This window comes from Dyella terrae (genome assembly GCF_022394535.1).
Classification (GTDB): Bacteria; Pseudomonadota; Gammaproteobacteria; order Xanthomonadales; family Rhodanobacteraceae; genus Dyella.
Window position 1 is genome coordinate 4,227,810 of sequence record NZ_CP089414.1, and the last position, 21,428, is coordinate 4,249,237.

Consider the following 21,428-nt stretch of genomic DNA (forward strand, 5'->3'; position numbering starts at 1 on the left):
TTGCCGTATGCCGACGACGGGGTAACCCGTCGTCGGCATGTTTGCCATCGGCACCTACGGCGCCCCGACCTGGAAGCGTCCGATCTCGATCAGTTCCTTCTGATCTTCCAACCGTCGAGTGGTGGCCATGCGCTTGCTCTCGCCGGTATCGAACTGGGTAAGGAATTCGGCTTGAACGGTGACATCACCTGCAAGCTTCTGCTGGTGGTTGCCAAAGTAATGGGCCTTGACGATATAGGTGCCGGGGATAGGGCGACGGATCGTGTAGACCTCCGGGCCGTAGCCCTGGGTGAAGTCACGACTCAAGTGGCCGCCAATCTGCGTACGATTGTGGCTGTAGATCGCCACTTCGCCGGTCGGATCAATCACCCACAGATCGACGTCGGTGTTGTCGGCATCCCACGTGAGGGCTACGCGGAGTTGCACGGGCAATGGCTTGAGCATGTCGTCGCTGGCGCCGTCGTGCGCTAGCTGTTGGGTCAATGCGGCTCGCTCGTTAGCGGGGGCGCGCATCAACACGTCGTTGAGTTCATGCAGGGCAATCGTTTCCACCTCGGGGAAGCGCGCATCCCAGGCATGGTCGACGACATGCCACAGCAACTGCGAGGCACGCGCATAGTCCGGCGTTGGCTGGCGTGACAGCGCCAGGCCAAGGTCACGATAGCTTTGCGGTTCCTCGCCGCGCAGGTGCAGCGCCTGTTCGAACAGCGGCACGGCCAGTTCAAAGCGCTCCCACTGCTCCAGGCGATAGGCAAGGATGCGCAGGAGTGGTGCATTGTCTATGTCGATCTCCGCCAGGTTGGATAGCACGCGCAGCGCCAACCGCGGTTGTTTGGCCTTGTCGCGAAGGTAGTCCGCGCAGTCGAGGTAGAACGATGGCGACTTGGCATAAGCCTCGCGTTCGCTCAGGTAGGCGGCGTACGGATCGGCCGCTGCACGCAGGTGAGCCATATAGGGTTTGTCGGAGGTGGCGGGTTGCAATTGGATCGACGCGGTTCCTGTTCCTGCGTCGGCGGGTCGGGTGGAGGCTGCCTTATGGGCAGCGTCCGCCACCTGAAGTCCTGCCATCGGTTCGGCCATCGCGCTCATCATCGGTGCGGGTGCGGGCATGGATGGTGGTGCTGGCGGAGCCGGCGGTGCGGGCATGGGGGAGGCGCTGCTCTCCACCACGCTCGGTACAGGTATGGCCCGCCGGTTGGCAGATCCAATTGAGGCCACGCTCGCATCGACGTTGTCCGAATCGGGGGCCAAGGCTAGCCGCTGCATGCGCAAGGCATCGAGCTTGAGCATCAGTAACGATGCCGAGTGTTCCCATGGTTTACGCGTGGCATCGCTGGCGCCGTCTTTCAGCCAGTGCTGTTGCAATGCATGCGCCTGGGTGGCGATAGCCTTGGCTTCGGCCAGGGCCACCAGCGTTTGCTTGTGCGAATCGAGTGCGCGCCAGCGCACTATTTCGGCATCCGCCGTGGGCACGAGCACGGTTTCCAGCCAGGGATGCTGCTCATCGTGCCACTGGCGGAAATCGGCCCATTGCTTCGCGACCTGTTCCCGGTGTGCCTGCTCTGTGTCCTGCGTGGTGTTGGTTTTGGGGTGCGTGGCCTGCCACTGGCGGTATTGCGCCAGTAGTTCCGGTTCGCGCGGCTCGACGCCGTAGTGCACGTAGTCTTCGATACGGTCCAGCACCAGCATCGACGTGTTGGTGGTGACGATGCCGTAGCGCTTGGCGAGCGCGGTGATGGCCGCGTCGTCAGGATGGGCGGTGGCCTGTAGATCGAAGATGCGCGCGTTCGCCCAGGCGCGCTGGACGAAGTCGCCCTCCGCTGGGTCAAGCAGGCTTGTGTCATCAATGCGCAGTTGCTGGTGTGCGGTGGCGCCGGCCGCGTCGCCGAAGGTCAGATCCAGCGTCGCCTGGTCATGGCAACGGCCAGACACCACGATCGCGTTCTCGGCGGACGTCGGCAGGGCGGGCGTGAGATCACGGCATTCGCCTGAGACGACACGCACCTGCTGTAGCAACCAGGGAAGGTGATTGAGCTCGCGTAGCGCATCGTCCTGCGTAGTCTGCAGCAGATTCACCACCTGCCCATCGTGGGCCAGCGCGAGCCGGGACAACGCGGCGCCGTCAGCCATCTGCGCTGCATGCAGCACCATCACGCGCGGAGAGGTTCCACTCGCCTGGCCTAGTTGAGGTTCGCTGGCGCCGAAGTTGCTCAGGCCATCGCCCATCACCAGCACAAGGTCGGGGTGGGTGTTCGCGTCAAGACGGATCGCTCCGTAGGAGCTGCCACCATCCAGTGGCAAAGCCTCGATGGCTTGGCGCAATGCGCGTGTGTCACCGTTGTGGATGGGGAAACTGCGTGTCGGGTCCGCGTCGTTACGGAAGGCGATAAGGTCCACCTGCACGTTGCCGAGCTGACTGAGCCACGCCGTCAGCGCGTCCAGCTCCCGTGGCCTGTCACGTCCTTGCGCACTGCCGGAGGCGTCGTAGTAGAGCGCGATGCGATGCGGAGCTGCGGGGGCGGGCCTGGACGGCTGCGTGGCAGGCACCTGTGCGGTAAAGGTGCGCCACGAAGGATCGAGTATGTCCTGCACGGCGAATATCGTGCCGGCCTGTGCGGGCTTGGGAATAGCGAAGCTCAGCTCGCGCTCCGGACGATAGTCGTGGCGCGCCAGCTTGGCGACATAGTTGTTCTGCCACTGCGTGAAATCCAGCGCGCCGGATGCCGCATCGCCGGTAGCAGGCATATCACCACGCAACACCTGCGCATTCACTCGGAAATCGCGAATGGTCTGCGCGAACTGCAAGGGCAGTACATAGCGCCACTGGTTCGCCACATCGAGCAGTGGCTGATCGAACGATACGGATACGCGCTTGGTGCCATGTGCGGGAATCGGATACAGCCGCGTACGAAACACGTTGCCCTGCGTCAGCTCGGCAAGGCCCGGATCGATGCCGCGGGGGTGGTGGCCTCGTAGGCCACGCGCGCGGTTTCCTTTTCCACCACCACGCCCTGGCGCAGTGCGCCGTTCACCTCCAGCGCGTAGCCGCTAACGCTCTGTCCATCCGCCAGTGGAAACACCAGCTCGCCTTCCAGCACGCGCCCGTTCGGGTTGAAGAAGCTCAGCTCCATGGTGGTGCTGGCCATGAAGCCATGGACCTTCACGTCGATGGCCACGTCCTGCAACTGGATGGGCTGCAGCTTGCCCTGGCTCGGGTCGAGCCAGATCTGGGGCGGTCGCGGAGGGATGGGGCGGCGGGTGGTGAGGTCTTGCGCGTTGGCCTGCGCAGCGCAGGCCAGCATGGTACCGAGGACGAACAGCTTCCATGTCTGCATGATCAACTCCGAGGGTGACAGCCGAAGGGGCATATCGGTTGAAACGGAGCGACCGGTGAAAAGGGGTTAAGCCGGCGGTGCGGCTCTACCCCGGTCGGGCCGGCTCGGCCCAAGGAGGCGCATCTTGCTAGACGACGCCTCTCTGGCCCCTGGGACGCGTCCTATCCTTGAGACGCGTCCTTGGTGGCGGGGCGACTCGCGTCAGCCGTCGAGTTCAGCCCAACGGGCGTACGCCGTGTCCAGTTCGGTCTGCAGCTTCGCCAGCGCCTCGTTGGCCTTCAGCACGGTGGCGTTGTCCTGACGGAAGAACTCGGCATCGTTCATCGCCTCGGTGCGCGCGGCGATATCTGTTTCCAGTACTTCGATGCGGCCGGGTAGCTGTTCCAGTTCGCGCGCTTCTTTGTAGCTGAGCTTGCGCTTCGCTTCGGCCACCGGGGCAAGTGTCGCCGCTTGTGCGGTGATGTTCTTGGCCTCCGCCGGCTTGGACGCGGCCGCCATCGCGGCGGGCCGCTGGCGGAGCCAGTCGGTATAGCCACCCACGTACTCGCCAATTCTGCCGTGGCCCTCGAGCACCAGTGTGCTCGACACAACGTTGTCGAGGAACTCGCGGTCATGTGACACCAACAGCAACGTGCCCTGGTATTCGGTGAGCAGTTCTTCGAGCAGCTCCAGGGTTTCCACGTCGAGGTCGTTGGTCGGTTCGTCCATCACCAGCAGGTTGGACGGCTGTGCGAACAGCTTGGCCAGCAGCAGGCGATTGCGTTCGCCGCCGGACAGTCGCGTGATCGGTGCACGCGCACGCTCCGGCGAAAACAGGAAATCCTGCAGGTAGCCGATGATGTGCTTGCGCGTGCCGTTGAGCTCGATGTATTCGCGTCCTTCGGCCACATTGTCCAGCGCGTTGAGCTGGTCGTTGAGCTGCACGCGATGCTGATCGAAGTAGGCGATCTGGATGCCGGTGCCGAGCGTGGCGTGGCCGCGCTCCGGCTTGAGTTCGCCCAGCATGATCTTCAAGAGGGTGCTCTTGCCGGCACCGTTCGGGCCGATGATGCCGACGCGATCACCGCGCATGATGGTGGTGCTCAGGTTCTCGATCAGCACACGCCCGCCATAGGCTTGGTGCACGTGTTCCAGATCGATCACCTTCTTGCCGGACGCTTGTGCGGTGGCAAGCGTCATCTTCACGTTGCCGGAAAGCTCGCGGCGCTCTCCGCGTTCGACGCGCAAGGCCTTGAGTGCGCGCACGCGTCCTTCGTTGCGGGTGCGGCGTGCCTTGATGCCCTGGCGAATCCACACTTCTTCCTGCGCGAGCTTTTTGTCGAACAGCGCGTTCGCCTGTGCTTGGGCATGCAGGCGTTCTTCGCGGCGGCGAAGGTAGTTGTCGTAATCGCCCGGCCAGTCGGTGAGCTGGCCGCGATCGATCTCGACGATGCGTGTGGCGAGTGCGCGCAGGAAGCTGCGGTCATGCGTGACGAACACGATGCTGCCTTCGAACTGGCGCAGGAAGTTTTCCAGCCAGCCGATGGCTTCGATGTCGAGATGGTTGGTGGGCTCGTCGAGCAGCAGCACGTCGGGTTTGCGTACCAGTGCCTGTGCGAGCAGCACGCGACGCTTCATGCCGCCGGACAATGCGGCGAAATCGGTATCGCCCGGGAGTTCGAGTCGGGTCAATACGTCAGTGACGCGGCGGTCGAGATCCCAACCGTGTTGCGCCTCGATCTGCTCCTGCACATCGCCGAGTGCATCCATGTCGCCTTCGGCGAGTAGGTGGTGATAGCGCGCGAGCAATTGGCCAAGATCGCCAAGGCCTTGCGCGACGACATCGAACACGCTGCCGGCGGTATCTTGCGGCACCTCCTGAGCCATGCGTGCAACGACGACGCCCGTCTGCACACGTACTTCGCCATCGTCGGACTTGAGGTCGCCGGCGATGAGTTTCATCAAGGTGGATTTGCCTTCGCCGTTACGACCGACGATGCACACGCGCTCGTTCGCCTCGATGGAGAGGTCGACGTGTTCGAGCAGGAGAGGGCCGCCGATGCTGAAGTCGACGCGCTGGAGTTGGATAAGAGACATCCGGACATTTTAGGCGATATGACGCCGAGGCCGGTCCGTTGGTGGCAGATTCAATCTCGGCAGCGTACGGCCGATAGGGATTTAGGGTGGGGTGCGTTGTCAGGAAAGAGGTGGCGAGGCCATTGCTTTTTCTGACAAAAATGTGGCGATTTTCAAAAAAAAGAGCTTTTCCCCTACCTCGTTTGAAGGCACACTCGCTTGACACGTAGACAAAGCCTTCACGGTGAAATTTGCGTTACGACGGCGCCAGCGGCGCCGTTATGATTTTATCGTCCATGTAAACATGGACTTATGTGACCTAATTCAAGTATTGTCTGGGCCTGTGGCGATGACGTTGCAGTTCAGGGTTTGTAACGTCGGATAAAACGGCGGCGAAGCGAGGAATCGGGTGGCTATCAAGTCCAACACGCCGGCCAGGGGGGGCAACCTGGCGCCAAGGCCTGCTTGCACTGCTCGTGAGCGTCGCAGGCAGTTTCGCGAGCGTGGCCCATGCCGGCTATGCCGCCATCGTCATCAATGATGCCGACGGCCAGGTCATCACTGCAGTCAATGCGGACGAGCCGAACCATCCGGCGTCGCTGGCCAAGATGATGACGCTGTATCTCGCCTTCCAGGCGATCCAGAACGGCACACTCAAGATGGACCAGGAACTGCCTGTGTCCTCGTGGGCTGCGGCTAAGGCGCCGACCAAGCTGGACCTGCGCAATGGCCAGACCATCACGGTCGAAGACTGCGTGCTCGGCATGATCACCAAGTCTGCCAACGACGCCGCCACCGTCGTCGCCGAAGGTCTTGGTGGTTCCGAAGGCCACTTCGTCGAAATGATGAATGCCCAAGCTCAGCTGCTGGGCATGAGCAACACCCACTTCGCCAACGCGTCGGGCCTGCCCGACCCGGAAGACAGCACCACCGCCCGCGACATGAGCAAGCTGGCCATGGCGCTGTATCACAACTTCCCGCAGTACTCGCACTACTTCTCGACCAAGGACTTCATGTTCCGTGGCCGGCTGGTGCGTGGCCACAACAATCTGATGGACAAGTACCCGGGCATGGACGGTCTGAAGACCGGCTTCACCAACGCATCGGGCTTCAATCTGGCTTCCACCGCCGTGAAGGATGGCCACCGCCTGTTCTCCGTGGTGATGGGCGGACGCACCGCGGGTTCGCGCGACAAGTTGATGGCGCGCCTGCTCGACGACGGCTTTGATAACCAGGAAACGCCGGCAGAGCTGGTGGCCCAGGCAGGCGAAAGGCCCGCTGCTACCGCCGTTGCCAGCACCAAGGCCCGCCGTACGACCAAGGGTGGCGTAGCCACCAAGGCCACAGCCGTCGCAGACGCCTCGTCGACATCGCGCCGCCACCATCGCCGCGGCGCCAAGACAGAAGCGGTCGCCAGTGCGGCGACGTGCTCAAAGAAAAGAAGGGTGCCACGTGTCCGGCATCCACCACGCGCACCAAGGCCGCCGCAGGCCAGAAGGTAGCTTCGGCAGGTGCTTCGCCGGACAAGTGAGTCTGGTGGTTGCAGCAGGATTGATGAAAACGGGCCGCGCAAGCGGCCCTTTTTTGTTTCACTCCCTCTCTCCCAAAAGGGGACTACCTTCGGGTCGCCCGGAGGGAAGAGGGAGCTAAGCATAGTCACGCCCACAAAAAAACGGGCCGCTTGCGCGGCCCGTTTTCGTAGCGAAGCAAGCGTGGCTTACTTCAGCTTGGCATCGGCGCGCAGCGCCTCGGCCTTGTCCGTCTTTTCCCACGAGAACGTGGTGTAGGTCTTGCCGTCCGGACCCTTCACTTCCTGCGGGGTACGGCCGAAGTGACCGTAGCTTGCCGTCTGCTGGTACATCGGATGCACCAGGTCGAGCATCTTGATGATGCCGTACGGGCGCAGGTCGAAGTGCTTGCGGATCAGCTTCTCGATCTTCTCGTCGGCGATCTTGCCGGTGCCGAAGGTGGTGACCGAGATGGAGGTCGGCTCGGCCACGCCGATGGCGTAGCTCACCTGCACTTCGCAACGGTCGGCGATGCCGGCGGCCACGATGTTCTTGGCCACGTAGCGGGCAGCATAGGCGGCCGAACGGTCCACCTTGGACGGATCCTTGCCCGAGAACGCGCCACCACCGTGACGGGCCCAGCCGCCGTAGGTGTCGACGATGATCTTGCGGCCGGTCAGGCCGCAGTCGCCCACCGGGCCACCGATGACGAACTTGCCAGTCGGATTGATGTGGAACTTGGTGGCCTTGTGCAGCAGCTTCGCCGGCAGCACGGGCTTGAGGATGTGCTCGCGCACGGCCTCGACGAGGTCCTTCTGCTTCACGCTCGGATCGTGCTGGGTCGACAGCACCACAGCGTCGATGGCGGTGGCTTCACCGTTCTCGTAGCGCAGGGTGACCTGGCTCTTGGCGTCCGGACGCAGCCACGGCAGCGGCGAGTTCTTCTTCTTGCGGACCTTGGCCTGCTGCTCGACGAGGCGATGCGAGTAATAGATCGCCGCCGGCATGTAGTCCTTGGTTTCGTTGGTCGCGTAACCAAACATCAGGCCCTGGTCGCCAGCGCCCTGTTCTTCCGGCTTCTTGCGGTCCACGCCCTGGTTGATGTCCGGCGACTGCTTGCCGATCAGGTTCAGCACGCCGCAGGTCTCGCCGTCGAAACCGACGTCGGAGGAGTCATAACCGATGTCGGTGATGACCTTGCGGGTCAGCGCTTCCAGGTCGATCCAGGCGCTGGTGGTGATCTCACCGGCGACGATCGCGACGCCTGTCTTCACCATCGTTTCGCAGGCCACGCGCGCACGCGGATCCTGCGCGATGATCGCATCGAGGACGGCATCGGAGATCTGGTCGGCGACTTTGTCCGGATGGCCTTCGGAGACCGACTCGGAGGTGAAGAGGAAGTTGCTCATCGCGGGTTATATCCTTCCTTACGGATGAAGAGATGAAAGAGGGTGCCGCATGATACACGGCCTCCCTCGGGTTTGCAGCCTCAGCATGGGGTGCGGAGATGACGATTTCATGCCGATTCAGCCATTTGGACGGCTTTTCGGCTCTCTTCCGGGGCTGTGCCGGAGGCGCTAAAGCCGCTCAGGGAGCGGCAGCGCAAGCGGTCAGGATACCCCAAGGATGTCGCAGGATCTGCTCGATGGGCAGGAGCTGGGACGCCCGGGTCAGGCGTCTCGCCGCAGGCGGGTGAAGCCGTCGTCACTCCAGTCCTCGCCACCCACACCATGGCGAACGAAGAACAGCCCGTCCGGGTCGTAGTGGCGTTTGGCAGCGGCTAGGCGTGGGTAGTTCGCGCCCCAGAACGAGGTCTGCCAATCGCGTTCGAAGTAGTCGCTCTCAGAGACGTAGGAGCCGGCGCGCGGCGCGACCTTCAGCAGGGCGTCTATGCATTGGTCGATGCGTGCCTTTTCGTCACGCGCCTTGTCCAGGTTCGGCTCGGCGCCGGGCATGCCGGGAAAGGCCGGCTCGCTCTCGCCACCCGTGATGACGAGCGCGAAGGCGTCCATCGCACCGGGATTCATGGCCGTGTCGCGTGAACGCGCGATGGCGTCGGCCGGCGCGCCTGCCAGCCCCTTGTTGAAGTGGAATGAGAAACCCCAACGGCGGGTGGCCGCGAACATCGCGTCGACCAGTGCGTCCAGTTGCCGTTGGTCGAGCAGTGACTGCGGCAGCCAGCCGGAACGGTAGCCGTGGATGAACTGGCCGACTTGTCCCTCGTCGCCAGCCCACAGTATGTGATCGCTCGGCGCGCCCGGACGGCGGTCAGACACGATGAAGTCGGGCGCATGTGCGCGGAAGAAATCGGCATCCCAAAAATGGCGGGCGGGCAACGCGACGATCTGCACGTCATCGTGGATGTGCCAATCGGCGCGTGCGCGCACGGCGGCGAGATAGGGAGTCCACACCTTCTCGGCCTCCTGTTTGCTGAGGCCCTGGAACACCATGGAGAGCTTCACTAGGTTATTGCCACGGAAGTTGATTTGCTCGCCCCAGTGGGGATTGAACAGGGCATCGCGATAGAAGCGCATAGTGAAGGCGAGAAGGGCGCGGTAGGCCTCGTCGGAGTCGGCCTTGATCGAGCCAAACACAGCGCCAAACGTTTCCGGTAGTTCGTGCGTGCGCAGCGTCAGCCGCGTCACCACGCCCAGGCTACCGCCGCCGCCACCCTTGATGCCCCAGAACAACTCTGGATCCTGGCTCGGGTTGACCACGTGGACCTTGCCGTCCGCCGTCACGACTTCCGCTTCCAGCAGGTTGCTCGACGCGCTGCCGAAATTCTTGGAGAAACTGCCGAAGCCACCGCTTTGCACCAGCCCGGCGACGCCCACGGTGGTGCAGCCGCCGCCCTGTACATAGCGCCCACCCTTTGTGGTCACGGCGTTGTAGGCGTCGATCCACATGGCGCCGGCTTGTACCGAGACGGCGGGGACCGGCGCCTGTTTGCCTTCGCAGCCTTGCGGAATAAAGGCGTCGTGCAGGCTCACGGCATTCATGTGGCGCGTCCATATCAGCAGTGAATCCGGAGCGGCAGACGTGCCCTGGTAACTGTGGCCGCCGCCTTTCACCACCAATCGCAGGTGGTGCTTACGAGCGAAGTTCACGGCAGCGACGACATCCTGTGTGTTCTCCACGGCCACCGCGTAGGCGCTGGGGTGCGAGGTCCACGCATCCACCCAGCCACTGCTCTGCGTGAGCGCCGGTTGGTCGCCGAGGTAGAACGGATTCTTGATCTGCGCGAGCGCCTCTTGGCATGCCGCGTTCTGCGCGCTGCAGGCGTCGAAAGGCGAGTGCAGCGCCTGCAGCCGGCCACCCACCGCATCCTTGAGCTGCTCCCACTGCGTGGGCTTCGGGCCAGGCGGGATCACTCGGCCGCACCCGTGAGCGCAGCCCAGTGGTAGCGGCACTGGCTCCCAGCGCGCGAGCTCGGATCGGCGAGAACGCCAATGGCAGCAAGGGGAGCGTAAGGGCGGCCTTGAGCAAATCGCGACGATGCATGGCGGACTCCGGGAGGGTGATGGATGCCCCCACTCTGCCCCCGCTGCACCAGGGAACAAGTACAAGGTGATGAATCGCCGTCGTTTTGGGACGAGCGGACAGGCAACAGGGACCGTCGTTGGACATGCTTGCCGAGACACCCATAATCGAACGCTCCCCACCTCACGTAGGAGCGAGCGGATGAAGCGACTGACCTGGCTGGCATGCTTGCTGACGTCTCTGGTGGCCTTGGCCATCACTCACGCGGATGGCGCGCCGCCCTCGCACTGGCAGCCGGACATTGCCGCCTTCGAAGCGAGCGACCACACGCATCCGCCGGCGCAGCACGGCGTGCTGTTCATCGGCAGTTCGTCCATCCAGTTCTGGAAGTCGCTCGCGCAGGACTTTCCGGGGATTCCAGTGATCAACCGTGGCTTCGGTGGCTCGGCGCTAACGGACTCCACCTATTACGCGGACCGCATCGTGTGGCCATACAAGCCCAGCCTGATCGTGATGTACGCCGGCGATAACGACATCAACGAGGGCGCCACGTCCAACCGGGTGCTGGCCTCGTTCCAGTCGTTCGTCGCCCGTGCCCGCGAAGGCGTGCCCGGCGTACCCATTGTCTATGTCTCCATCAAGCCGAGCCTTGCGCGTCTCGCGCTGTGGCCGACCATGAAGGCGGCCAATGACAAGATCCGCGACTGGGCCGCCACGCAGAGAAGCATCCGTTTCGTGGACGTCGCCCCCGCCATGCTCGACGCGCAGGGCAAGCCGCGCCCAGAGCTGTTCCGTCCCGATGGCCTGCATATGCAGCCGGCTGGCTATGCGTTGTGGATCGCTGCGTTGAAGCCGGTGCTCGCCGATTACGGGTTCGTGGTGAAGCACGGCGCGTAAGCCCGCTACGTGTTTCTGGCCAACGCGGCGGCACAGATTCCTGCGGTTTTACCGCATGAACGTGCTCGAGCCTTCGGCTAGCCTGCCTCCACAACCAACAGGGGGATGGAACATGAAGCGGTGGTGGCTTGTGGCAGTAGGGATGCTGTGTGGATCGGTGCATGCGCAGTCCGTGAACGCTCCGGCGCTGAAGGCGGGCGATAGCTGGGTCTACGCCGATACGGTGGAAACCGGCCCACAGGGTTGGTCGCGCAAGAACATCGCCGTCACGGTTGAGCGTGTCGACGGCGATAGCATGCTGGTCTCCGACCGGCAGGAAGGTTCTACCCAGCCAGCTGTCGAACGCCTCGTCGGTCTCGACTGGAGCCGCTCGCGCGACATCAACGGCAAGCAGCAAGTGGTGAATCGCCCGATGGTGTTTCCGTTGACGCCGGGCAAGAAGTGGCACGTGGAATATACGGAAGCCAACCCCAACCGGCAGCACAGCAGCGAAACCGTCGGCGACGACTACAGCGTCGTGGGTTGGGAAGAAGTGCAGGTACCTGCAGGCACCTTCAAGGCCGTAAAAATCGAGGCACAAGGTCAATGGACGGCCATCGTGGCGCCGTCGGTGGCCACCGATTCGCATGGCCAGGTGGATGCGAATGGCGCGTTGAGCGTGTCGCAGAGCCAGATTACGCGTCCACGCACCGTCAGTGGGCGCTTGTACAAGGCTTTCTGGTACGTGCCCGAACAGAAACGCTTCGTGAAGTCGGTGGAGGAGTACTACAACAGCAAGGGTGTGCGGTCCTCCCGCTATACCGAAGAACTGCAGTCGTCGAAGCTGGCGGGCTAATCCTCCTGCCTCAGTAAACCAGTGCCCGCGCCTGCACGAAGGCGAAGAAGAACACCGCATTCGGATCGTTGCGCACGGCTTGCAGTTCCCGGCGCATGCCTTCGACCGTTGCGGTGTCCACCTTGCCGGTGGCTATCAACTGGTCGGCGGCCGACACCAGCAGTTCTTCCCAGAACTCGATCATCTGTTTGCGCTTGCCTGGCTGGCGGTTATCCAGGTGGAAGTTCTTCACCTCGGTCTGCACGTCGCGGTAGCCGCCGGCTAGCAGCAGGTTGCCCAGCTTGGCTCCGATGAACGGATCGCCGCCGTTGTCGTACTGATGATCGTTGAAGGCCAGCCAGTAGCGCAGCAGGTTCGGCGAATACGGATCGAGGAAGAACGACGAGTTGAGCACCTCGGTAACGTAGATGACCGCACCGGGGCTCAGCACTCGGCGCAGCTCGCTCAACACCCGTGCCGGGCTCGGCATGTGTTCCAACACCCAGCACAGATAGGCCGCGTCAAAGCTGCGATCGGCGAAAGGCAGGTCGGTGGCGTCGGCCAGTTGCAGGCTATAACGCGCCGTACACCAGGCGGTGGCGGCGAGGTTCTGCTCCGCCGCTGAAAGCTGCGCGGCGGAGCGGTCGACACCGGTTACGTGCAGGTTGGGAAACCGGCGCAACAGGATTTCCGTCTGTGCCCCCACGCCGCAACCGACTTCGAGCAGGCGCGAGGCTTCGCTGTAGTCGATGCGGCTGAACAGGGTGGCTTCGAACATGCGCGCCTGGCGCATCAGGCGTGACTGTTCTTCTGAAGAAAAGCCGTGGATATAGGGAAATTCACCCGTGACGATGCTGTTCACGGCTGTGGCCCTGGGGTGGCTGAGACTACCCCGAACGCTACGCCGGTCAGCGTTTAGAGAAGGTCGCCGCAGCCTTTAGGGCGTGCTGGCCACTGGGATGGCTTGCGGGTGCGATTGGATGAAGGCCAGCACGTCGTGCAGCGTCGGCGCGGCATTCCGCATGGGTCGAGATAGCGCGAATAGCAGGGCCTCGTGCCCGATGCCGGGGTAGGTTCGCAGGGTGCTATCCCCATGGACAGTTTGTGTGGCGCGATAGAGCGAGATCGCGTTGGAGGGCTCCACCTCGTCGTCGTCCGTGCCTTGCAGCAACAACATGGGCGGCTCGGCGCCGCGCACATAGGAAACCGGCTGGCCCCGTCGCTGTTGCGCAGGCGTCGCGCCGAACACGCCGAGCATGATGGGGTCGTCCTGCGGCACCGGCACGAAGTCATAGCAGCCGGCCAGGCCAATCAGGCCCGCAAGATCAGCGGGTTTCAGCCCATGGGCCCCCAGCCATTCTGGGTCAGTGGCCAACAGGGCGGCGATCTGGCCGCCGGCGGAATGGCCCATGACGAAGACATCGTCGGGCGCGCCGCCCAGTTCGGCAGCGTGCGCATGCGCCCAGGCGACGGCACTCGCCGCGTCCTGCATGAAACCGTCGAGCTTCACCCCGGGGTACTTGCGGTAGTCGGGGATGATCGTCACCACACCTTGCGCAGCGAGCGCCGTGCCCACGAAGCGGTACCACGCGCGTTCGCCACGCACCCAGGTGCCACCGTAGAAGAACACCACCACCGGTGCGTGCGTCGCGTGCGCTGGCATGTACACGTCCAGGGCTAGCCCGTGCTCGCTGTCGAACACGATGTCCTGGCGCGTGATGATGGCCCGATGCTGATCGGTGGTGTTGAGTCCCGCGAACAGCGTTGCCTCACAGCCTGCCAGCAGCAGGGCGGAGGTGAGCAGCAATGCCCGGCTCAACGACCGCAAGGGCAGGGGCCGGAACAAAAACGAAAGACGCATGGGGCGTGGCGTGGCGGGCGGCGTGGTCATGATGCCTTGAAGCGCCCCGCAGGGGTTTGCGTCGGGCCGCAGGGTTCTTCGGGATTGTAGGAATTCGCCTACATGTTTTTGCGATATCCGCCGCTACTGCTATAGCCCTCAGGCTGGGAACGTTCTCAAGTTTGTAGGGGCCTCGCCATCAGGCGGGTGAGTTAATTTCATCAAGAAGGAAGGGGCAAATGGATTTTTGTAAGAAGGCCGCCATCAAGGGCGGAGCATGGAGCGTGGCGCTCATCGTGGCCGTATCGATGTCGGCCCATGCGGAGAGCGCCCAAGATCAGCGCGCCGAGCAGATGACGCAGATTCCCACCTGTACGACGAAGCTCGGCACGCTGGCGGTGGAAGAGCCCGAGCGCGGCGTGGACTGGTGGAGCGAGCGTCAACTGCCCGCCCCCACTAAGCTGATCAAGGTGTTCGTGGCCAAGTCCGGCTGCTTTACCTTGGTCGATCGCGGCGCCGGCATGGCGATGGCCCAGCAGGAACGCGATTTGGCCGCTAACGGCGACTTGCGTGTGCGTTCCAACGTGGGCAAAGGCCAGATCAAAGCGGCCGATTACGTGCTGGTACCCGATCTGATCTCGAGCAACAAGGACGCGGGTGGCACCTCGGTAGGTAGTGTGCTCGGTGGTCTGCTGGGTGGCAGCAAGGTCGGTCGCCTCGCCGGCAACATCAGTGTCTCCAGCAAGACGGCGGACGTCGTGCTAACGCTCACCGACGTGCGTTCGTCCGAGCAAGTAGCTACCGCAGACGGCAGCGCCAAGAAGAACGATATTGGCTTTGGCGCCAGCGGTGCCCTGTGGGGCGCTAGCGGCGTGGGTGGCGCGGGCGTGGGTGGCTACGCGAATACCGAGGTCGGCCAAGTGATCACCATGGCGTACCTACAGGCCTTCAACAAGCTGGTGGCCCAGATCGGTTCGCTGCCGTCCAACGCGGCCCAGTCGAATGCACAGCAGGCCGTGACCATGCTCAAGCCGGGCCGTCTGCTCGCGACCGCCACCGGCGGCGCGGCGGTACGCACGCTTGATCCGGGCATGATGCTTTACCCCACCGGCAACAAGCAGGGCACCATGTGGGAAGTGGAAGACGAACTGGGCAACAAGGGCTGGGTGTCGTCCACCCTGTTGGAACTGTCCAAGTAATCGTTGCATGCCGGGTCGCCGTGAGGCGGCCCGGCACCTGCGATCAGGCGGCGAGGCGCACGCCGTTCTGCAGGCTGTCGAAATAATCGCGCGTGAGGCGCAACTGGTCCTGCGCGTTCTCCGCGCGATTCACTACGTCGCGGAACGCGGCGTTCTCCGGACGATCCTTTGCGTACCAGCCCAGGTGCTTGCGCGCGATGCGCACGCCCTGCAGCTCGCCGTAAAAGGCGTAGAGATGTTCCAGATGGTGCACGAGGATCTCGCACACTTCGGCTGGCGTCGGCTCCGGTAGCGTTTCGCCGGTCGCGAGGTAATGGGTGATCTCGCGGAAGATCCAGGGGCGACCTTGCGCTCCGCGCCCCACCATCACCGCATCAGCGCCGGTCGCGTCGAGCACGTGTTTCGCTTGCTGCGGCGAAGCCACGTCGCCATTGGCGAAGATCGGAATGCGTACCCTGGCTTTCACGGCGGCGATGGTGTCGTATTCCGCCTCGCCTTCGTACTTGTCGGCGCGCGTGCGGCCGTGCACGGCGAGGGCCGCTATGCCGGAGTCCTCGGCGATTTTCGCGATGGTGAGTGCGTTCTTGTTCTGGCGGTCCCAGCCGGTGCGGATCTTCAGCGTTACCGGTACGTCCACCGCGTCCACCACGGCTTTCACAATGCGTGCCACCAGCGGCTCGTCTTGCAGCAGTGCCGAGCCAGACCACACGTTGCAGACCTTCTTGGCCGGGCAACCCATGTTGATATCGATGATCTGCGCACCATTGTCCGCGTTGTAGCGCGCGGCCTCAGCCAACATGGTGGGGTCGTAGCCGGCGATCTGCACGCTGACGGGCTCGGGCTCACCGGCGTGGTCCATGCGCTGGCGCGACTTGCGCGTCTGCCACAGGCGCGGATCGGCGTTGGTCATTTCCGAGACGGCCAAACCCGCGCCCAGCCGTTTGCACAGCAGGCGAAAAGGCTTGTCGGTGACGCCGGCCATGGGCGCGAGCACCACGGGCGGGTCGATGCGGTAGGGGCCGATCTGCATCCGCCTATTGTACCGGCTGTCGGGAATGCCCTCCCGGGGCGGATTCATGGCTCCGCTCAGGGGGAGCGTGCTAGCGTCAGCACTCCTTTCGGAGGGCGCTATCCGCATGTTTATACGAAGATTTTTCCTCATCCTTTGCTGCCTGCCGACCATCGCGCTGGCACACCATGACGACAAGGGGCTGCGCGATGCCACCGTGTTGATCGTGCGGCATGCGGAAAAAGCGGAGCAGGGCGATGGCTTGAGCCCGCGCGGTGAGCAGCGGGCAGCCGCTTACGCGACTTATTTCGATCCCTGGCGCGAGCAAGGCGAAAGCCTGCTGCCGCAGCGCCTGATCGCTACCCGAGACAGCAAGGAAAGCGTCCGTCCGCGATTCACGCTCACGCCCTTGTCGCAGCGCTTGGGGCTGCCCATTGAGCAACCGTATGCGGATGAGCAGGTGGATGATCTCGCACGTTCGTTGCGCGAGGACAACCATGCCAATGTTCTGCTGATCGCCTGGCACCACGGCCACATCGACAAGCTGATCGACGCACTGGGCGGCAAGGCCGGCAAGATCACCGGCCGCAAGTCATGGCCGGAAGACGTCTACGATTGGGTGGTAGTGCTCCACTTCGACCATCACGGCGACATCGACCCATCGCGTAGCGGCGTGGTTGTGGAGCACTTGCTGCCCGGTGACGGCAATTAGTGCGCGATGGCGGCGTTCTCGAGGCGGGCGCGGTCGTGCTTGTGGCGGAACAGCACTAAGAACAGCACGGCCACGATCAGCGAATAGGTCGCGAAGGTCATCCAGATGCCGTGCCAGTCTTTGCTCTGGTCCGGATGGGTAAAGAACGCCTCAATCACCAGGCCACTGATCGAGCTGCCCAGCACCGCGCCGATGCCGTTGGTCATCAGCATGAACAGGCCCTGCGCGCTGGCGCGGATCGACGGATCGCTCTGGCCTTCCACAAACAGCGAGCCGGAGATGTTGAAGAAGTCGAATGCCATGCCGTACACGATGCATGACATCACGATCATCCATAGCCCCGATCCCGGGTTGCCATAGGCAAACAGGCCAAAGCGCAGTGTCCATGCCAGCATGCTGATCAGCATCACGGTCTTGATGCCGAAGCGACGCAGGAAGAACGGAATGGCCAGGATGAAGAGCGTTTCGGAGATTTGCGAAATGGACATGATGATGGCGGGGTAACGCACCGCCACCAGATCCTTGTACTCATCCATCTGCGCGAAGTCGTGCAGGAACGTATCGCCATAGGCATTGGTGAGCTGCAGCGACGCGCCCAGCAACATGGCGAACAGGAAGAACACCGCCATGCGCGCGTCACGGAACAGCTTGAACGAGGTCAGGCCGAACGTATCCAGCCACGACTGATTTTCCTTGCGCTGGAAACGCGGCGGGCAGGGCGGCAGCGTGAACGCGTAGAGGCCCAGCACCAGCGCGGCGGCCGCGGCTACATAGAACTGGCCCGACGAGGTTTCCAGGCGTAGCAGGCTCACCGTCCACAGCGCGGCGATAAAGCCCACCGTGCCCCACACGCGGATCGGCGGATAGTCACGCACCACATCCTTGCCGTCGCTCTTGAGTGCGTTGTAGGCCACCGCGATGGCGAGCGAGATGGTCGGCATATAGAACATCATGTTGATCAGCATCACCCAGAACATCAGGCCGGGCGACTGGATCATCGGGACGGCACACAGGATGGCGGCGCCACAGATATGGAAGATGCCGTAGAGCTTCTCCGCATTGATGTACTTGTCCGCGATCACGCCCGCAATCGACGGCATGAACAGTGAGGCGATGCCCATCGTCGAGAAGATCGCGCCGAACTGCGCGCCCGACCAGTGCTTGGTCTGGAACCAGTACGCGCCGATAGTGATGAGCCACGACCCCCACACGTAATATTGCAGGAAGTTCATGGCGGTCAGGCGCAGTCGCAGGTTCATCAGCGTATTCGTGTGTATCAAACGGTGGTGGACAAAGGGACGGCGCGCTCGTGCCCGCAGGCCGGGTACGGGCCGGGCCTGGTTGGGCGAGCCAATGATCCCCTGCAGACGGCCTGGGACAAGCCCGGACCGTGCCAAAATAGCGGCCAGACTAGAGGACCGCCGCAGTGGCGACAAGCTGCGCCGCCGCGAAATACTGCGGTCCGATTTCCCCAGGAGAGCCTTGTGAGCCTGTTTCTGACCATTGCGTTGGTGCATCTGGTGGCCCTATCGAGCCCGGGCCCGGACTTTTTCTTCGTGTCGCAGACCGCCGTGAGCCGCTCGCGGCGACAGGCCATGTTCGGCGTTGTCGGCATCACCCTTGGCGTCGTCGTGTGGTCTGCGTTGGCGCTGGCGGGTCTTCAGTTGGTGCTACAGCGGCTGGCCTGGCTGGAGCGGCTGATCGCGGTCGCCGGTGGCCTTTACCTCGTGTGGATGGGACTGAAGATGCTGCGCGGCGCGCTCAAGGCGCCGACCACGCAGGGCGAGCCCGTGCAGGTTCTGCAGCAAAGCGATTGGGCCACCTTGCGTGCTGGCCTGCTCACCAATCTGTCCAACCCCAAAGTGGTGATCTACTTCGGCAGCGTGTTCTCCGCCTTCCTGGGTGATCGTGTCGATGCCGCCACGCGCTGGGGGCTGTGGACGCTCGTTATCGTGGAAACGCTGTTGTGGTTTTCGTTGGTCGCTGGCGTGTTCGCCCTGCCGGCGATGCGCCGCGGTTACCTGAAACTCTCACGCTGGATCGACGGTTTTGCCGGTGCTGTGTTCGTGGCGTTCGGCTTGCACCTGATCTTTGCCAAGCGCGCGCTCTGATCTTTCGGCGGGCACGCTTGCACCCCGTGACAGAGCCCGGCAAAAGCATGGATTCGTGATGAACGGGCGCAACGAGTCCGACCTGCGTCGCGATTTCGGCGCATAGATGCCATGTACACTCGGCCGGTGCGGTGGTACCGCACCGGCGCGTGCAAGGGGACGCGGCCGTCCCATGCATGGAGATGCTCATGGAGAAATACGCGATCACAGGCGCTCTCGCCTTTTCGCTGCTGATGGCCGGCCATGTCGCCGTTGCCCGCGCCGACGCGCCATCCCCCGACGTGAATGCCATCGTCAAAGCGGTGATGGAAGACCAGTACGGCACCCAGTACGACAGCAAGCACGCATGCTGGGCCTTTGCGCATACCTCCGAGCAGGGGAATGCGTTGACCTATTGCATGAGTGCGGGCAAGCCACAGATGGTGGATACGGCAAAGGACAAGTTGCTCTACGTCTATGCGGCCAACCGGTACGACATCCACGACGACGATCGCTATAACTACGGTCACGTCGATCCCGGCTTGATGGGCGCTTTCGCCGTGCGGATCGATGCGAAGGGGCAGTGGACCTATCAGTCGCTCAATAACGCCATGGAGTTTGGCTCCAACGGTTATTGCGGCTGCAACAAGGCGGATTTCGTCACCTTGAGCCAACAAGGCGATGCCGGTTGGTTGTTCATCAGTGGCGGGGTGTGGCAGGGCACCGTCGTCGCTGACTACAACATCGTGATGGCGCACAAGGGTGGCTTTGTCGACGTCAGCAAGATTCCCCAGGTTAAGGAATCCGCGCAGGACGTCGAATACAACGTCAAGGTTGCCTCTGCTCCGGCTGGGTCAGGCATGTTTCCGCTCGATGTGACCAAGACCAAGGGCGGTGCAACCGTCAAAACCTTCCAGGTGAAGTTCGATCCCAAGGCTTTCGCATACGTGTTGCCTGCGGGAGATTGAGCGCGAAACGCCCGCGCTACTTTTGACTATTCAAGGACGAAGACATGTCAAACACTACTGACGACCGCTGGAACACTGCCAGGCAGGACTTGGCCAATGCCGCCGCCAGGGCGGGTGTCGATCCAGGGGTGCTGGCCAAGATTGCCGGCTTCGAATCACAGTACAACCCGCATGCGCGTCCCATTGCGTCCCACAAACATGCGGAACTGAATTCGGTGACGCAGTTCGATGGCGTCAAAGCCATGTCGTCTGCCTACGGCTACGGCCAGTTCACCAATGACACGTGGACGGGCATGGTGCGCCAGTACGGCGAAAAGTACGGCGTGATCGATGCTCGTCACCTGACCGAGGCGCAGGCCAACACGCCTGAATTGCGCAACGACACGACGTTGCAGGCCGGCATGCTGGCCGAGTTCACTCGCGAGAACATCGTGAAAGGTGCCTGGCTCGGCGGCGCGGATGCCGACGCGAACGTGTATGCCCTGCATAACCTGGGCGGCGCGGGTGGCGCCGCCTTCCTGAAGGCGGTGCGCGAGCATCCAAACGAGCGTGTGGACGCTGTGCTCTCTGCCAATGTCATCAAGCGCAATCCGGGACTCTATGGCGACGGCACTGGAACAGTGGAAGCTGCCTATACGCGCATGGGACAGCAGATGGAGCGCTATGAGCACTACGCGGAAGACATCCGGCACGTGACGCCCAGTCAGACAGCCGCCGCATCCTTGTCGAAGTCGCAGCCGGCGTCGGCACCGCATGTGCAGGAGCCGCCGCACGCCTCGCCGACACATGCAACGCGACCCGCAGATGTGCTGAGGGAAGGTGCCCATGGCGAGGACGTTCATGCACTGCAGGAACGACTCGAGAAGCTCGGCTACACCGGCGCCCGGAACACCCACCTGCATGTGGACGGCCACTACGGTCCCGTCACGCGCAACGCCGTCGAGGCTTTCCAGCGCGATCACCATCTGACGCCCGATGGCGTCGCCGGCCCTTTGACCATGAAGCAGCTTGACAACCAACTCCGCCTGCACGCACAGGACGCATCCGCCAAGACGCAAGGAACGCCGCTACTGAACGATCCGGCGCACGCTAACAACGCCTTGTTCCAACAGACCATGGCGGGTGTCCGTACGGTCGACCAACAACAGGGTCGCTCCTCCGACCAGCACAGCGAGAACCTGGCGGCTGCGCTGACCGTCGCTGCGCAGGGCAAGGGGTTATCGAAAGTTGATCACGTCGTGATGAGCGACGACGGCAGTCGTGCCTGGGCAGTGCAGGGCAACATCGATTCGCCATTCAAGCAGATGGTTTCCGTCGATGTGGCGAAGGCCGTCAATACGCCGGTGGCGCAGAGCACGGAAGCGCTCGCGCAGACGGCCAAGGTGGCGCCCGATGCCGCCCAGCAGCCAGCGATGCAGGTTCTTCAGCCCTCTGCCGAGGGGCCGCACCGCTGAGTGTGATCCGGCACGGGTCATTGCCCGTGCCGGATCACGGCGCCTGTGACGGCGAGGCTGGGTGGGC

17 protein-coding genes are annotated in these 21,428 nt (G+C 63.2%); 8 read left to right on the forward strand and 9 right to left on the reverse strand.

The annotated features are described in order from the left end of the window. Positions 1-54: 54 nt before the first annotated feature. The 3 genes from DYST_RS18640 to DYST_RS18650 all read right to left on the reverse strand — a co-directional run bounded on the left by DYST_RS18640 (position 55) and on the right by DYST_RS18650 (position 5,411). On the reverse strand, positions 55-2,916 hold the full coding sequence (locus DYST_RS18640; protein WP_239947416.1) for a DUF2135 domain-containing protein: 2,862 nt from the start codon (positions 2,914-2,916) through the stop codon (positions 55-57). Positions 2,917-2,927: 11 nt separating this feature from the next. Further along, positions 2,928-3,335, reverse strand: coding sequence for a VIT domain-containing protein (locus tag DYST_RS18645; protein ID WP_239947418.1), 408 nt, complete (start codon positions 3,333-3,335; stop codon positions 2,928-2,930). 201 nt (positions 3,336-3,536) lie between these two features. After that, the gene (locus tag DYST_RS18650; RefSeq protein WP_239947420.1) at positions 3,537-5,411 is read right to left on the reverse strand and encodes an ATP-binding cassette domain-containing protein; all 1,875 of its coding nucleotides are present in this window, start codon (positions 5,409-5,411) and stop codon (positions 3,537-3,539) included. A 455-nt stretch (positions 5,412-5,866) separates the two neighbouring features. On the opposite strand from DYST_RS18650, the gene DYST_RS18655 reads away from it, so the two are divergent. Then, a complete protein-coding gene (locus DYST_RS18655; RefSeq protein WP_239947422.1) occupies positions 5,867-6,892 on the forward strand; it encodes a D-alanyl-D-alanine carboxypeptidase family protein in 1,026 nt (341 codons plus the stop codon). 215 nt (positions 6,893-7,107) lie between these two features. On the opposite strand, the gene metK is transcribed toward DYST_RS18655, so the two are convergent. Together metK and DYST_RS18665 are read right to left on the reverse strand one after the other, a co-directional pair. After that, complete coding sequence (gene metK / locus DYST_RS18660; protein WP_102302959.1) at positions 7,108-8,307, reverse strand: methionine adenosyltransferase; 1,200 nt, start codon at positions 8,305-8,307, stop codon at positions 7,108-7,110. A gap of 261 nt (positions 8,308-8,568) precedes the next feature. Next, the gene (locus DYST_RS18665) at positions 8,569-10,269 is read right to left on the reverse strand and encodes an FAD-binding oxidoreductase (RefSeq protein ID WP_239947424.1); all 1,701 of its coding nucleotides are present in this window, start codon (positions 10,267-10,269) and stop codon (positions 8,569-8,571) included. A gap of 310 nt (positions 10,270-10,579) precedes the next feature. Here DYST_RS18665 and DYST_RS18670 point away from each other — a divergent pair, with 310 nt between their 5' ends. Beyond that, entirely contained in the window at positions 10,580-11,275 is a 696-nt protein-coding gene (locus DYST_RS18670) for an SGNH/GDSL hydrolase family protein (protein WP_239947426.1), read from the forward strand. Between the two features lie 112 nt (positions 11,276-11,387). After that, positions 11,388-12,110 (forward strand): hypothetical protein, encoded by a 723-nt coding sequence (locus tag DYST_RS18675; RefSeq protein WP_239947428.1) that lies wholly within the window; start codon positions 11,388-11,390, stop codon positions 12,108-12,110. Positions 12,111-12,120: 10 nt separating this feature from the next. Here DYST_RS18675 and DYST_RS18680 read toward each other — a convergent pair whose 3' ends face one another. Further along, a complete protein-coding gene (locus tag DYST_RS18680; RefSeq protein WP_239952154.1) occupies positions 12,121-12,942 on the reverse strand; it encodes a methyltransferase domain-containing protein in 822 nt (273 codons plus the stop codon). Between the two features lie 84 nt (positions 12,943-13,026). Next, positions 13,027-13,980, reverse strand: a complete 954-nt coding sequence (locus tag DYST_RS18685; RefSeq protein WP_239947430.1) for an alpha/beta hydrolase — start codon at positions 13,978-13,980, stop codon at positions 13,027-13,029. Positions 13,981-14,168: 188 nt separating this feature from the next. On the opposite strand from DYST_RS18685, the gene DYST_RS18690 reads away from it, so the two are divergent. Beyond that, on the forward strand, positions 14,169-15,128 hold the full coding sequence (locus DYST_RS18690; RefSeq protein WP_428993927.1) for a CsgG/HfaB family protein: 960 nt from the start codon (positions 14,169-14,171) through the stop codon (positions 15,126-15,128). Between the two features lie 43 nt (positions 15,129-15,171). Here DYST_RS18690 and dusB read toward each other — a convergent pair whose 3' ends face one another. Beyond that, entirely contained in the window at positions 15,172-16,158 is a 987-nt protein-coding gene (gene dusB / locus DYST_RS18695; protein WP_239947432.1) for a tRNA dihydrouridine synthase DusB, read from the reverse strand. Positions 16,159-16,264: 106 nt separating this feature from the next. Between dusB and DYST_RS18700 the strand changes: the two genes are divergently transcribed. Beyond that, complete coding sequence (locus DYST_RS18700) at positions 16,265-16,849, forward strand: flagellar basal body-associated protein FliL (protein WP_239947434.1); 585 nt, start codon at positions 16,265-16,267, stop codon at positions 16,847-16,849. Here the strand turns inward: DYST_RS18700 and DYST_RS18705 are convergent. Then, the gene (locus DYST_RS18705) at positions 16,846-18,108 is read right to left on the reverse strand and encodes a nucleoside permease (protein WP_102302955.1); all 1,263 of its coding nucleotides are present in this window, start codon (positions 18,106-18,108) and stop codon (positions 16,846-16,848) included. The genes DYST_RS18700 and DYST_RS18705 overlap by 4 nt on opposite strands. Before the next feature lie 225 nt (positions 18,109-18,333). On the opposite strand from DYST_RS18705, the gene rhtC reads away from it, so the two are divergent. The 3 genes from rhtC to DYST_RS18720 all read left to right on the forward strand — a co-directional run bounded on the left by rhtC (position 18,334) and on the right by DYST_RS18720 (position 21,361). After that, positions 18,334-18,960, forward strand: coding sequence for a threonine export protein RhtC (gene rhtC, locus DYST_RS18710; protein WP_239947436.1), 627 nt, complete (start codon positions 18,334-18,336; stop codon positions 18,958-18,960). Positions 18,961-19,148: 188 nt separating this feature from the next. Continuing rightward, positions 19,149-19,907 carry a hypothetical protein gene (locus tag DYST_RS18715; RefSeq protein ID WP_239947438.1) on the forward strand — a complete coding sequence of 253 codons (759 nt, stop codon included), beginning with the start codon at positions 19,149-19,151 and terminating at the stop codon, positions 19,905-19,907. A gap of 44 nt (positions 19,908-19,951) precedes the next feature. Continuing rightward, complete coding sequence (locus DYST_RS18720; RefSeq protein WP_239947440.1) at positions 19,952-21,361, forward strand: XVIPCD domain-containing protein; 1,410 nt, start codon at positions 19,952-19,954, stop codon at positions 21,359-21,361. The last annotated feature ends 67 nt before the right edge of the window (positions 21,362-21,428 follow it).

Bases quoted from the DNA above. Each gene is read 5' to 3' on its own strand.
- DYST_RS18645 (WP_239947418.1), bottom strand. From the start codon at position 3,335: ATGCAGACATGGAAGCTGTTCGTCCTCGGTACCATGCTGGCCTGCGCT.
- DYST_RS18650 (WP_239947420.1), bottom strand. From the start codon at position 5,411: ATGTCTCTTATCCAACTCCAGCGCGTCGACTTCAGCATCGGCGGCCCT.
- metK (WP_102302959.1), bottom strand. From the start codon at position 8,307: ATGAGCAACTTCCTCTTCACCTCCGAGTCGGTCTCCGAAGGCCATCCG.
- DYST_RS18670 (WP_239947426.1), top strand. From the start codon at position 10,580: ATGAAGCGACTGACCTGGCTGGCATGCTTGCTGACGTCTCTGGTGGCC.
- DYST_RS18675 (WP_239947428.1), top strand. From the start codon at position 11,388: ATGAAGCGGTGGTGGCTTGTGGCAGTAGGGATGCTGTGTGGATCGGTG.
- DYST_RS18685 (WP_239947430.1), bottom strand. From the start codon at position 13,980: ATGACCACGCCGCCCGCCACGCCACGCCCCATGCGTCTTTCGTTTTTG.
- DYST_RS18690 (WP_428993927.1), top strand. From the start codon at position 14,169: ATGGATTTTTGTAAGAAGGCCGCCATCAAGGGCGGAGCATGGAGCGTG.
- dusB (WP_239947432.1), bottom strand. From the start codon at position 16,158: ATGCAGATCGGCCCCTACCGCATCGACCCGCCCGTGGTGCTCGCGCCC.
- DYST_RS18700 (WP_239947434.1), top strand. From the start codon at position 16,265: ATGTTTATACGAAGATTTTTCCTCATCCTTTGCTGCCTGCCGACCATC.
- DYST_RS18705 (WP_102302955.1), bottom strand. From the start codon at position 18,108: ATGAACCTGCGACTGCGCCTGACCGCCATGAACTTCCTGCAATATTAC.
- DYST_RS18715 (WP_239947438.1), top strand. From the start codon at position 19,149: ATGGAGAAATACGCGATCACAGGCGCTCTCGCCTTTTCGCTGCTGATG.
- DYST_RS18720 (WP_239947440.1), top strand. From the start codon at position 19,952: ATGTCAAACACTACTGACGACCGCTGGAACACTGCCAGGCAGGACTTG.